At 45.0% G+C, this 12,424-nt stretch carries 12 protein-coding genes; 9 read left to right on the forward strand and 3 right to left on the reverse strand.

Annotated features, from left to right (window positions below):
• Nucleotides 1–88: 88 nt before the first annotated feature.
• The 8 genes from B0I27_RS10735 (at nucleotide 89) to B0I27_RS10775 (ending at nucleotide 9,629) form a co-directional block, all read left to right on the forward strand.
• Nucleotides 89–709, forward strand: coding sequence for a hypothetical protein (locus tag B0I27_RS10735; protein ID WP_106293229.1), 621 nt, complete (start codon nucleotides 89–91; stop codon nucleotides 707–709).
• Nucleotides 706–1,008 (forward strand): winged helix-turn-helix domain-containing protein, encoded by a 303-nt coding sequence (locus tag B0I27_RS10740; protein ID WP_106293230.1) that lies wholly within the window; start codon nucleotides 706–708, stop codon nucleotides 1,006–1,008. Before B0I27_RS10735 ends, B0I27_RS10740 begins: the two co-directional genes overlap by 4 nt.
• Before the next feature lie 51 nt (nucleotides 1,009–1,059).
• Entirely contained in the window at nucleotides 1,060–2,478 is a 1,419-nt protein-coding gene (gene creD / locus B0I27_RS10745; protein WP_245925487.1) for a cell envelope integrity protein CreD, read from the forward strand.
• 687 nt (nucleotides 2,479–3,165) lie between these two features.
• On the forward strand, nucleotides 3,166–3,906 hold the full coding sequence (locus B0I27_RS10755; protein ID WP_106293233.1) for a GDSL-type esterase/lipase family protein: 741 nt from the start codon (nucleotides 3,166–3,168) through the stop codon (nucleotides 3,904–3,906).
• Between the two features lie 91 nt (nucleotides 3,907–3,997).
• Nucleotides 3,998–4,861: an OmpA/MotB family protein gene (locus B0I27_RS10760; RefSeq protein ID WP_106293234.1), complete on the forward strand. Its 864-nt coding sequence runs from the start codon at nucleotides 3,998–4,000 to the stop codon at nucleotides 4,859–4,861.
• 181 nt (nucleotides 4,862–5,042) lie between these two features.
• Nucleotides 5,043–7,478, forward strand: a complete 2,436-nt coding sequence (locus B0I27_RS10765) for a glycoside hydrolase family 2 TIM barrel-domain containing protein (RefSeq protein WP_106293235.1) — start codon at nucleotides 5,043–5,045, stop codon at nucleotides 7,476–7,478.
• 4 nt (nucleotides 7,479–7,482) lie between these two features.
• The gene (locus B0I27_RS10770) at nucleotides 7,483–8,094 is read left to right on the forward strand and encodes a GNAT family N-acetyltransferase (RefSeq protein ID WP_106293236.1); all 612 of its coding nucleotides are present in this window, start codon (nucleotides 7,483–7,485) and stop codon (nucleotides 8,092–8,094) included.
• 80 nt (nucleotides 8,095–8,174) lie between these two features.
• A complete protein-coding gene (locus tag B0I27_RS10775; RefSeq protein WP_106293237.1) occupies nucleotides 8,175–9,629 on the forward strand; it encodes an RtcB family protein in 1,455 nt (484 codons plus the stop codon).
• A gap of 61 nt (nucleotides 9,630–9,690) precedes the next feature.
• Here B0I27_RS10775 and B0I27_RS10780 read toward each other — a convergent pair whose 3' ends face one another.
• On the reverse strand, nucleotides 9,691–10,086 hold the full coding sequence (locus B0I27_RS10780; protein WP_106293238.1) for a GreA/GreB family elongation factor: 396 nt from the start codon (nucleotides 10,084–10,086) through the stop codon (nucleotides 9,691–9,693).
• A gap of 588 nt (nucleotides 10,087–10,674) precedes the next feature.
• On the opposite strand from B0I27_RS10780, the gene B0I27_RS10790 reads away from it, so the two are divergent.
• A complete protein-coding gene (locus tag B0I27_RS10790; protein ID WP_106293240.1) occupies nucleotides 10,675–10,989 on the forward strand; it encodes a hypothetical protein in 315 nt (104 codons plus the stop codon).
• Nucleotides 10,990–10,999: 10 nt separating this feature from the next.
• Here B0I27_RS10790 and B0I27_RS10795 read toward each other — a convergent pair whose 3' ends face one another.
• Together B0I27_RS10795 and B0I27_RS10800 are read right to left on the reverse strand one after the other, a co-directional pair.
• Complete coding sequence (locus B0I27_RS10795; protein ID WP_106293241.1) at nucleotides 11,000–11,764, reverse strand: sterol desaturase family protein; 765 nt, start codon at nucleotides 11,762–11,764, stop codon at nucleotides 11,000–11,002.
• Nucleotides 11,765–11,820: 56 nt separating this feature from the next.
• Complete coding sequence (locus tag B0I27_RS10800) at nucleotides 11,821–12,414, reverse strand: Crp/Fnr family transcriptional regulator (RefSeq protein WP_181276750.1); 594 nt, start codon at nucleotides 12,412–12,414, stop codon at nucleotides 11,821–11,823.
• Nucleotides 12,415–12,424: the final 10 nt, after the last annotated feature.

Raw genomic sequence — 12,424 nt, forward strand, 5'->3', positions numbered from 1 at the left:
CCTAAACCAAAAAATAGCTTCCTGCTTTTCTATCACCCTCTTGCATATTTGATTTTATTTATTTTACTTTGAATAACAAAGTACTTTAATGAAAGAAGAAAGCGTCTATTCCGAACTGTCATCCATAAGGTCTCTAATGGAGCGGTCGTCCAAATTCATCTCCTTAAGTGGATTATCAGGTGTAATGGCGGGTGTCTATGCCTTGGCAGGGGCATTCTTCGCTCAAAGTCTTATTCAGCAACAAGAAAAAAGCACCGGTGATGGAGGAGAGTATGCTATACATTCGAGCATTGTCCCCCAGCTTACGCTAATGGCCATAGCCGTTCTTCTGCTCTCGATTACAACGTGTGTTATTCTCTCCCTACGCCAGTCCAGAAAAAAGGGCGAGGCAAGCTGGACTAAGGGCAGCCAAAGATTGCTTACGAGTATTTCCGTACCGCTTGTAACGGGTGGTATCTTCGTGGCAATCTTACTTTTGAGGGCGGAATTCTGGCTTATTATCCCTTCTTGTCTGATATTTTATGGGCTGGCCTTGGTATCGGGCAGTCATTATACGTTCTCAGATGTCAAATGGCTCGGTTTCTTGGAGATCGTGCTTGGCTTGAGCTGCGCCTTGTTCCCTGGATCTGGCTTGCTCTTTTGGGTCATAGGCTTTGGGGTTCTTCATATTCTTTATGGTTTCATTATGCACTTCAAATACAAACAGTGAAGATATCTCTGGAACAATTTGATAAGGCCTTTGAAAACAGGTTAAGACTACAGATAATGAGTGTATTGGTAGCTAATGAAAGTTATGATTTCAATTCACTTAAAGAACTGCTGGGTGCTACCGACGGAAACCTGGCCTCTCATATCAAAGCCCTTGAAAAAGAAGGCTACATAACGGTGATGAAGAGCTTCGTAGGACGTAAGCCAAACACACAGTATGTTGTTTCAAAAAACGGACGAGAAGCTTTTATCAAGCATCTTGAAGCCCTGGAAAATTTAATTAAAAATCAGAAGACCTAATATTTTTTTATAGATACACTTTGAACTACAAAGTACTTTATTCTTATAACCATGGAAAGTAATCACTTAAAACCAAGCGGAATCGTCAACTGGATCGGAGATTCGGTTCTTTTCAAACTCGCCATTATCGGATTTCTCACCCTCCTGCTTCTCATTCCTTCAGAATGGATTCAGAGTCTGATCAGAGAGCGCCAAAATCGCCAGGAAGAAGTCCTTAAAGACATCTCAGATAAATGGTCATCAAGTCAGCTATTGCAGGGGCCTGTTATGATTCTCCCCTACCGTATTACCAGACAGATCACCGATGCATCGGGAAAAATTTCTCGCGAAGACGCAATAACAAACGTCTATATTCTCCCAGACAAGCTCAACATCAGCAGCCACATTGAGCCTGAAATCAGACATCGGGGTATATTCGACGCGGTAGTTTACAACGCAAAGATGAGTGTATCCGGAAACTTCACTCCTCTTGAATTAGAAAAATCGGGTATCAGTCCCGAGAAGATACTATGGGATAAAGCTAAAGTCGTAATCGGTTTAAGCGATCTCAAAGGACTGAAAAACAACCCAACTATTCAGCTCGACAATCGCCAGTACGCTGTTGAACCCGACTTTACTAGTCTTGACTTGTTCACGAATAACCTGATCATTTTACCAGATCTGAGCAAAGAACGAAATACGGCTCTGGCTTTTAGCTTCAACCTCGACTTGCGGGGAAGCACAGAGCTTAATTTCTTACACCTCGGAAAGAGCACCGACGTGACTGTTAAAAGTTCATGGGCTGATCCTAGTTTCACGGGGCGTTACCTGCCTGAGGATCCCAAAATTGATCAGAGAGGCTTCAGCGCCCAGTGGAAAATTCCGTTTTTTAACCGGCCTTATCCTCAACAGTGGATAGCGGACAACACCAGTCTTCATACCAGCACTGAGCCTGAAGCAGTACATCCCCCAACAGAAAATGTTGATCAGGGGCGGAAATTGGAGGAAACCGTCTTCGGAGTTAAGTTTTTACTCCCGATTGATCAGTATCAAAAGACCATGCGAACAGCGAAATACTCATTCTTGATTATTCTCCTAACATTTTTATCATTATTCTTCACTGAACTTCTTTACAAGAAAAAGGTACATATCTTGCAGTATGTTTTAATAGGAGCTGCGATGACGATCTACTATACCTTATTACTGGCTTTCAGTGAAAGGATCGGATTTAATGGTGCTTATCTATTAGCGTCTGTATCGACGGTTCTACTAATAAGCACGTTTATCGCGATGCTCTTAAAAAGCAGAAAGCCGGTCTTGATCTTCGGAACAATCTTAACGACCTTTTACATTTTCATCTTCGTCATCATTCAATTACAAGACTATGCATTGATATTCGGAAGCGTCGGCTTATTCTTAACTGTTGCTGTTATGATGTTCCTATCAGCTAAAATGGACTGGAACCGACAGCCCTTAACAGAAGAACAATAAATCCACCAAAATAGCTAAGGAAGATTTCGAACAACTTCCTTAGCTTCCTGCAAGTCATGAGCTATTAGCAGCTTAAAGACGTTATCTTGACCCGCTTTTAAAAAACTTATGGAATTTCTTCCATGGCGACATCTCTGAACTATGAAGACAAACTTTTACATTATTTTCTTTATAGTGTCTATTTGGTGTCCAAAGGAATTGTATTCCCAAAAAAGTCGGCTATCCGGTCTGGAGCATCCCCTCCCGCTTGAAATCAAACTTGACTCCTTGCATAGGAAACAAGTCAAAGTAATGAAGACAGGAACTATACTTCCAATTTACCCTTCAAAAATGCCCGTATTACGAGTGTCGGGGAACTCGAGAATTCTAATCGCCAAAATCGACTCCGTCTCGGCAAATCATTATAAAATGCCGGTTATGAAGATTGATATGCCAGACTAAGTTTTTGATAGAGAAGCAGGCGGTTTGCCTGCACGCTAATTACATTGTCCGAGTAGCATGTAAATCACTACAAAAATGGCTATAGTTGATAAACATCCGCCACCTAATTTCTTGGCGCCATACCCGGCGATTAATGTTTTGAAGAATCCATTCATGTCTTTCAGTTTTTTAGGTTAACATGAAATCACCTTCAAAGTTTGGTTGCTTGAACATGGAAAGCTAAATTCGTCTGAAAACCTAACGTTCATGAGCATCAACAGAAGAAACTTTCTCAAAGCATCTGCAGTCCTTGGCTCTGCATCTTTTATCGGCTTAGAAGCATCTGCAGAAAATAACTCCAAAGCACCGACCTGGCCCAAAGAAACAAAGGTCCTCTTTCAGGGCGATTCAATCACGGATGGTGGAAGAAGTAGAAACAAAGACTGGAATCATGTTATGGGTCATGGTTACGCCTATATCGTGGCAAGCCGTTTAGGATATGAAAAACCAGACATGAACTATCATTTCTTCAACCGCGGAATTAGCGGAAATACTGTTCCTGACCTCATCACCAGATGGCAAACTGACACTGTGGACCTTTCGCCGGATATTCTGAGCATTCTGGTTGGTGTCAATGATACCAGTGCTGAGATTGAGGGCAAAGCCGGGTTTTCGGCCAGCTCTTATGCTACTGGCTTTAGAAAACTGCTCTCAGAAACGAAAAACAAACTTCCGCAAACCCGACTAATCATAGGGGAACCCTTTATACTCCCTGTTGGAAAGATCAAAGCAAACTGGAATAAATGGAATGAAAAAATCTCCGAACGCCAGGAACTAGCTAAGAACCTTGCGAGGGAATTTGATGCAACTTTTATCCCTTTTCAAGCTCATTTTAATGATGCAGCCAAAAAAGCGCCTTCCGAATATTGGATATGGGATGGTGTCCACCCCATGCCAGCCGGTCACGAACTAATGGCGAGAAAATGGATGGAAGCAGCAATATTATAATCTGACTCTCAGACACTTAGCGCCCACGCCTAAACATTTAACCTCCTATACCAGTTAATACGTTAGTGTTTAACATTTTAAGGTAAAGTATATGAAAACTCGAATATCCATTATAGCGGTACTGGTTATCTCAGTAGCGCTTCAAGGATGCGTAAGCAACAAAAAATATAATAGCTTGCAAAGCAGCTATAATAAGCTTGAAAGTGATACCCGGGAAGTCCGTCAAAAGTATTTGCTCACAGAAAGAAACCTGGCTGTCGCCGGGAATAGAGTAAAAAGCCTGGAGGAGCAATTGGCTTCTGAAAAAGCCAATCTCAGGTCCTTACAAGATGCGCTCAATAAGTGTTTAAATTCCAGCAACCAGGGTAATGTGAACATTTCCAAGCTCGTCGACGAGATTAACAGCTCTAACAAGTACATTCAGCAGCTGGTAAATACCAAAAACAAGAGCGACTCTTTGAATCTGGTGCTAACGAACAATCTGACAAGATCATTAAGTCAGCAAGAGATGAAGGATGTAAATGTACAAGTACTGAAAGGTGTCGTTTATATATCACTATCCGACAATATGTTGTATAAGTCTGGAAGCTATGAGATATCCAGCACCGCTGGTGAAACACTCGGCAAAATTGCGAAGATTATCAAGGATTATAACAACTACGATGTATTGATTGAGGGTAACACCGATAACGTGCCCATCTCTCAGCCTAATATCCGCAACAACTGGGATCTTAGTGCGCTCAGAGCATCATCGGTTGTACAAGCCTTACAAAGAAATTACGGAGTTGACCCGAAACGTCTGACTGCAGGCGGTCGCGGAGAACACAACCCGATCGCTGACAATAATACCAATGAGGGTAAAGCCAAAAACAGACGTACCCAGATTATCATCACTCCTAAGCTGGATCAGTTTATGGAGCTGATAGGAAAAGCACCTGATCAACAGGCTGACTAACAGCTATTCCGGCGGAGACTCAACTCCGCCGGAATAGCTATTCTATCCTGAGAAATTCGCATCCCAAACGGGCACAATACTGCAGGAACGCAATATACCCCCCATTTTATACGATATACCCCCCTCGCTGATAAAGGTTTTGTTGGATATTTGTGTCACACTGTATAAACCAATTAAATCAATGAAATTCCTTTGTCTCTTAGCGCTCTCTGTTTGTATCTCTTGCGTCGCTTCTGCTCAGGTTTCTTTTGGAAAGCCGGAAAAGATTGGCTCCGATTGGAAGTTCAGCCTTAAATCTTCGTCAGACGCGTCAAAGCCTGAATTTGACGACAGCAAATGGCAGTCGGTCAACATTCCTCACGACTGGTCGGTCAAATCACAGCTTAGTCCCACTCTTGCCAGCGCTACCGGCTATTTGCCTGGTGGAATAGGCTGGTATCGGAAGTCCTTGCCTATACCGGCTTCCATGAAAAATCAGAAAGTATATCTGTACTTTGAAGGCGTTTATAACCGAAGCGAAGTCTTCATCAATGGTCAATCCGTAGGTAAGAGACCAAACGGTTATATCTCCTTCATGTACGACGTCACACCCTACATCACCTATGGGAAGGAAAATACGATTGCCGTACGCGTAGACCACAGCCAGTCGGCAGACTCCAGGTGGTATACCGGATCGGGAATTTATCGCGACGTATATCTCGTCTATGCCAACCCTACTCACATCGCTCAGTGGGGAGTTTTTGCTCACCCTGTAGTTAACAAACAGCAATCCTTGCTGAATGTGGAGGTTGAGATTGACAATGAAGATCAGGCCGGTTCGTCTGTCACCGTTATCAATGAATTGTTCTCCCCGGAAGGCAGATCTGTCTCGAAAGAAAGCAACACCTTAAAATTGTCAGCTGTAAGCAAAGGAAAAATCAGCCATTCACTCAAGGTAAGCAACCCCCGCTTATGGAGTATCGATAATCCCAACCTTTACACGTTAAAAACCACTGTCGCCAAAGGAGGAAAGGTTGTCGACCAAAGCACGACCAAAACCGGCTTCCGCACCTTCACTTTTGATCCGGACAAAGGATTTGCCCTGAATGATCAGTGGATGAAAATGAAAGGCGTCTGTTTACATCATGATGCGGGAGCACTCGGTTCTGCTGTACCACGCGAAGTATGGAAGAGAAGACTGGAAACACTAAAAGAACTCGGCGTGAATGCCATCAGAACAAGTCATAATCCACAGGCACCCGATCTTTATCAACTTTGTGACGAGCTGGGACTATTGGTGATGAATGAGGCGTTTGACGAATGGAAATTTCCAAAACGCAAATGGCTTGAAGGCTGGAATGTTGGAACCCCCGGCTATCAGGGAACCTTTGACTTCTTTGAAGAATGGGGAGAAAGAGATTTGGCTGATATGGTAAAGCGCGACCGAAATCACATCTCCATATTCGCCTGGAGTATCGGAAATGAGGTCGACTACCCTAATGACCCCTATTCGCACCCCATACTTGCGGGCACCAAAGCCAGTGGCTTCACCCAGGCCATGTACGGCGGATTTAAAAAGGATGCTCCGGATGCTATGGAACTGGGAGTAATTGCCAAACGCCTTGCGGCGGTTGTAAAACAACATGATCGTTCACGTCCTGTTACAGCAGGTCTGGCAGGTGTAGCCATGTCCAATGAAACAGAATACCCTGGAGCTCTGGATATTGCCGGGTATAACTATACCGAGGATCGCTATGACTCCGATCACAAGAAATACCCTAAGCGCGTGATATATGGCAGCGAAAACCGTCATGATCATGCAGCCTGGAAAGCTGTCAGAGACAAGGAGCATATATTCGGACAATTCTTATGGACAGGAATCGACTACCTGGGAGAATCAGGGTCCTGGCCGTCGCGTGGATTTTACTCCGGACTCCTTGATTTTGGAGGATTTATCAAACCAAGAGGATTTTTCCGTCAGTCTCTATGGTCAGAGAAACCAATGGTCTATGCAGGCACATACCCCGTCCCAACCAGCAAGAGACGTTCAAACGACGAACCCTCCATGGATGCCTGGCCAATCTGGAACTATCAGGATGGTCAGCAAATCCGCGTGGTTTGTTACACCAATGGCGCTAGCGCGAAACTTCTCCTAAACGGGAAAACCATCGGTGAGCAGAAACCATTTAACGATCAATACGGAATTATCTCCTGGGATATTCCGTATACTGCCGGCAAGCTGGAAGCAGTCGCACTCAACAAAAACAATGAGGAAATCGCCCGGTATGCTTTGACAACTTCAAAACAACCCTTTGCGCTTACAATCAAAGCCGGCGAAAAATCCATCAGTAAAGACCAGGGATTGGCTCAGATTTACGTTCAGGTGGTAGATGAAGACGGTGTTCCTGTACTGCTTTCAGATGATGAGGTAACCTGCGAAGTAGAAGGCCCTGCTACCCTTCTGGCCCTGGAAGCAAGTAATAACACAGACATGTCTGACTATACAGATAATGCTCAGCGGGTGTATCACGGAAAGATTCTGAGCTATATTCAGGCTACAGGAAAAGCCGGACAGGTAAAAGTAAAGTTCTCATCACCCTGGCTGAAAGCGGTGGAAACTACCATCGAGGTTAAATAATTAAATGAACAAGGATACACAGGCAACATTCAGGATCAGGAAAGCTGACGCCACAGACAGCCCCGCCATCGCCAATCTCATGATACTGGCGATGGCAGAGGTTGTAACAAGATTTACAGGAGCAGCCGATCCGTATTCAGAACTTCCGTTTCTCGAGCATTTCATAGGTTCGGCAGAGAACCAATACAGCTATCAAAATACGCTGGTACTTGAAGATGCATCCGGAGTCTGCGGCTCCCTTACAGCATATGATGGCGCCAAATTACAGGAACTCCGCCAGCCTATTTTGGATTACCTGAACGCGAGAGGATTGGCCACCGCAGACATCGAAAGTGAAACAGATGCCGGGGAGTTTTATATCGACACCATCGGTGTTTCTCCCGAAAAGCAGGGATATGGAATAGGCACCCGCCTCTTAAAAGCAGGCATCAGAACCGGCGTAGCTCTTGGACATCGACGTATCGGCCTCCTGGTAAGCCCCGATAAACCTCGGGCAAAGGAATTTTACGAACGTATGGGTTTTAAAGAAGCAGGGATACGACAATTCCTGGGCATGGATTATTATCATATGGTCTATGAAACCGATAAGGGAGCTGAAAAACAACAAACTGATTAGCATCCCGTATGTTATTACCCCTCAAGAGATGTTGAACCAACAAGTGTTTCGAAAGCATTCGAATAATAAAATCAACAAGGATGGGGAAAGTCAAGATAAGCAACAACGAGCTTAAGGCTCTGGGAATTGAAGACACGCAATTATTAGCGGATTTCAGTCGCGAAGCTAACAGACTATTGAGACATCGCGCGATGTCGAAGGTACAGATCATCAACGATCTCGCCAAACTTGTCGCTGATCCGGAGCCATTCCTGAGCTCCGACATTGGCAAACTCCGCGAGTTAGCTCAACGGGTTTCTCAAATTAAACACAGTGGAGGCTTCGAAATCAACGAATTCCAAGAGATTCCACTCCAAACAGAGCCTGTCCGTTATCCCATCTTTGGCGCCGAACATATAGAAGCTGGCGCCCTGACTCAAATGGAAACAGCGATGCAATTGCCGGTTTCCCTCGCCGGTGCGCTGATGCCTGATGCGCACCAGGGTTATGGCCTGCCCATCGGAGGGGTCCTCGCTACCAGCCCCAATACCATCATTCCTTTCGCCGTCGGTGTGGATATCGCCTGCAGAATGTGCCTGAGCGTATTCGACCTGCCATCGGCTACTGTCGACAGCGAAAAAGATATGCTGAAGAGCCTCCTTATGAAGCATACCGTTTTTGGAATGGGTGGCACCACGAAAACACATTTCGACAGCTCTCTTTTCGACAAGATCACCTGGAAAGAGACAAAGGTCATCCGCGACCTTAGAGACAAAGCATACAATCAGTTGGGCACCTCGGGTACCGGCAATCACTTTGTAGAGTGGGGAGAACTTCAGGTCAGATCAAACGACGTCCAGGGACTGCCGCCCGGCAATTACCTCGCGCTGCTATCCCACTCCGGATCCAGGGGTTTCGGTGGAAACATCGCAAACTATTATTCAAAAGTGGCAATGGATAAAACGAAGCTTCCTGCTCAGGCAAAGCACCTGGCCTGGCTGGATCTTGAAAAAGAAGAAGGCCAGGAATACTGGATCGCCATGAACCTTGCTGGCGAGTACGCCAGCGCAAACCACCACGAGATCCATAACAAAATATCCAAAGCCCTGAATCACGAACCACTGCTACGCATTGAAAATCATCATAACTTTGCCTGGAAAGAAAAACTCGATGATGGCACCGAGGTCATGGTTCACCGAAAGGGAGCAACACCTGCCGGGAAAGGAGTTTTTGGAATTATTCCGGGCAGCATGAGCACTTCAGGATTTGTGGTTCGTGGCAAAGGCAACGCCAGTTCTATCAACTCCGCGTCCCACGGTGCAGGCCGCCTTATGAGCCGCAACGCGGCCTTCAAAACGCTTGATAGGTCTATAATCGCACGCGAGCTTCATGATAAACGAATAACCCTGATAGGAAGCGATATAGATGAAGCACCTATGGCTTATAAAGACATCCATGCTATTATGGAAGCACAGAGTGATCTGGTAGAAATCATCGCGGAATTTCAGCCACGAATTGTACGGATGGCCGCACCAAAAGAAAGACCAGAAGATTAGACTATACCGGCTCCCGATTAAAACCGAGCCAACGATCGGGGGCCGGTATAGTTCAGCAATACTATAAAGGAGCGACTTCAACGATCTGGTAGTTCCTGATTCCGTCTTCCATCTCCCACTGCACCTGTGATCCGGCAGAATAACCAAGCATCGCTACAGCAATAGGCGACAGAATGGACATCGTGTTGTTTTTTCTTCTCGCCTTCTCAGGTCCAACCAGTTTATACGTTGTTTCAGCACCACTCTCCAGGTCTTTCACAGTAACCCGGGTATCCGCTGTCACAACGTCTGCTGGCAGATCCCGCCTCAATACCTGCGTTGCACTCTTAAGCTCACGCTCCAATTTTGCTTCGTTAAACTTACTTAGCTTTCTTCTGCGGATCTGGTCCTTTAAAAGGTCATAAACGCCAGTAGATAGAATGATACCTTCCGTAGGTTGCATTGTTGTAGTTGTCATATTTTAAATTTTAGGGGTGTAACAAAAGAATACCGTCCCGGAGACGGATAGTTTCAGCAAGGGCTAGTATAGCTGCTTGGGTCTGAAAAAGCTGTCGATTTTCCTGCTTGAAAGGCGGTACTTATACCAACCTTTTATAAATGCAGATAAGATGATAAGCAGCAGAATCCAAAGAGGTTTCGCTACAAAAATAGCCACCAGCAGTATACACAGATCTGTAGCCACCGAGAGGCATATAATAAGCCTGGAAAGCATGTTGATTAAGATTAAATGTTTGAAAAATTTGCTTAGACTGACAGATTCCCCACACCTCAGGAGAGGCTGGGGCTTACTTAATGAAGTCCTTGCTACTTTTCAAAAACGAATCTCCGAGACGATACTGGGAAGAAAGAAAACGGCAAAATATAGCCATTGCAATCTGCAACTGTCTTGCAGATTGATCATTCAATGTCCTATTTAGCCACTTGTTCGTATTCATCTAACCCCAAAGATACCTTTATTAAACCGACACTGCAAACAATCAATGTAACATTCCCGAAAGATGCTCTGGCATGGTTTTAGGTACATATAGTATATATCAGAAAGCATATGAAAACGAAAATTGTATTAACCGCCGCTACCTCCTTAGCTTTAGCCCTCGGCATCAGCGCTTCAGGCAACCACGTACATACAGACTACAGAAACAAAGACTTGATCCTTCAAGATACCGTTGACGATGAAAAAACAGATGCAGACAGCTTGCCCATACCCGCCCCAGGCGTCGCACCGGGAAAAGTTGATTCCACTCCTTTCCCTCAGGATACTCCACGACCCGTTGATCCCACTCCCAGCCCTAGGCCTGCTGACCCACCCGTACCACAACCTGTAAAACCGCAATCCGCTAAAACAACACCGGCACCATAATAGCTGAGGTTTAGCCGAATCTCTGTTTCTGAAGGCGATCGTATTCCCTGACATATTCCGGATGCTCTGTGCCCATTACCCGGTCCCAAAATCTGAAGTATAAGCCATAATTCCCCTTGAACCGGCTATGGTGCATATTATGATGAGTAGATGTATTGATCACTTCAAACAGCCAGGTCCTTCTGAATCCGCGCGGCATAATCTCGTATCCAAGATGACCATATACGTTAATAACAAAGCCGGAAAATACAAACAGCGCGATCGCAAGCGGATGCATGGGTAATACAACAGCAAGCACAACCAATATTGCCCCTTCAGTGAAAGCCTCCAAAACGTGGAATGAGTACGAAGCCCAGGGAGAAGGATTTACTGACTTATGATGTATAAGGTGCGCATAACGAAAGATCTTCGGATGGTGCAAAAAGCGGTGCATCCAGTAGAAGTAAGTATCATGAATAATAAGGCCGAGCGCAACGCTAACCGGGAGATACCAGGATCCAAAGCTCGACAAATCATTGTAAATGAGGGTGTATTGCTTTAAGTCAGTAAACAGCACCAGGAAGGCAACGCCGGACATAATCGCAGTACTTTGCATAGAATGCAAGATCTCCCGCCGGAAATCCTTGTCGCTAGCCTGCCGAGACTGAATCTTCGATCTGCTCAACTTTCGCTCCAGCAATTTATAAACTAGATAGAATGCGATACCCGCCACCAGAAAGTATCGAACTACCGAAACTGCGAATATGCTTATAAATATCTCAATGAAGTTTTCCATAATCTTGTGTAAAACACAAAATTATAGTCCAGAGAGCTGACACCAGTTAACAAACGTTAATAACGCTTCTTCGTTTCCGCGATCCGCTTCCTGATCCGGCTCAAAGAAACAGGAGTAATGCCCAGCCAGGTCGCTAAATGCTTATCATGGCATCGTTGAACAATATCACCTTTCTCCCGGATCAAACTCAGATAGCGCTCCTCAGGAGTCATCAGCACAAACGACTCTACCCGTTCCATCGCTTCAGCCAGCATACTGATCAGGAAAAAGTCTTTCGCTTTTGCAAACCGCGGATGTGTATTCAGATAGTCCATAAACTCGTCATAATTCGCTTCAAGGATGACAGAATCTTCCAAAGCCTGATAGGTAAACCTTGAAGGACGGTTGAAAAAAATGCTGTCATACGAGCTAAAAAACTGATCTTCCCAGCGCAGCAACATCGTAATCTCATCACCGTTCTCTTTCAGATAAACGGTTCTGATCAAACCCTTCTGTATATACGCCAGCTTCCTGGTTTGCGAGCCCTCCTGAATGTAGGCCTCTCCCTCCTTTACGGTTTTTTCCCGTGTTAAACTAAGTAAGCCGAACAGCTCAATGAGGTCTAATTCAAAGAAATCTTTATAATAGTTAATGGTTTTTTCGTCAAGCATACTCCAATTA

The organism is Arcticibacter pallidicorallinus (genome assembly GCF_003002875.1).
Classification (GTDB): Bacteria; Bacteroidota; Bacteroidia; order Sphingobacteriales; family Sphingobacteriaceae; genus Arcticibacter; species Arcticibacter pallidicorallinus.

What these genes read in the sequence shown, in the direction of transcription:
- B0I27_RS10735 (WP_106293229.1), top strand. Translation starts at nt 89, where the DNA reads ATGAAAGAAGAAAGCGTCTATTCCGAACTGTCATCCATAAGGTCTCTA.
- creD (WP_245925487.1), top strand. Translation starts at nt 1,060, where the DNA reads ATGGAAAGTAATCACTTAAAACCAAGCGGAATCGTCAACTGGATCGGA.
- B0I27_RS10755 (WP_106293233.1), top strand. Translation starts at nt 3,166, where the DNA reads ATGAGCATCAACAGAAGAAACTTTCTCAAAGCATCTGCAGTCCTTGGC.
- B0I27_RS10760 (WP_106293234.1), top strand. Translation starts at nt 3,998, where the DNA reads ATGAAAACTCGAATATCCATTATAGCGGTACTGGTTATCTCAGTAGCG.
- B0I27_RS10765 (WP_106293235.1), top strand. Translation starts at nt 5,043, where the DNA reads ATGAAATTCCTTTGTCTCTTAGCGCTCTCTGTTTGTATCTCTTGCGTC.
- B0I27_RS10770 (WP_106293236.1), top strand. Translation starts at nt 7,483, where the DNA reads ATGAACAAGGATACACAGGCAACATTCAGGATCAGGAAAGCTGACGCC.
- B0I27_RS10775 (WP_106293237.1), top strand. Translation starts at nt 8,175, where the DNA reads ATGGGGAAAGTCAAGATAAGCAACAACGAGCTTAAGGCTCTGGGAATT.
- B0I27_RS10780 (WP_106293238.1), bottom strand. Translation starts at nt 10,086, where the DNA reads ATGACAACTACAACAATGCAACCTACGGAAGGTATCATTCTATCTACT.
- B0I27_RS10790 (WP_106293240.1), top strand. Translation starts at nt 10,675, where the DNA reads ATGAAAACGAAAATTGTATTAACCGCCGCTACCTCCTTAGCTTTAGCC.
- B0I27_RS10795 (WP_106293241.1), bottom strand. Translation starts at nt 11,764, where the DNA reads ATGGAAAACTTCATTGAGATATTTATAAGCATATTCGCAGTTTCGGTA.
- B0I27_RS10800 (WP_181276750.1), bottom strand. Translation starts at nt 12,414, where the DNA reads ATGCTTGACGAAAAAACCATTAACTATTATAAAGATTTCTTTGAATTA.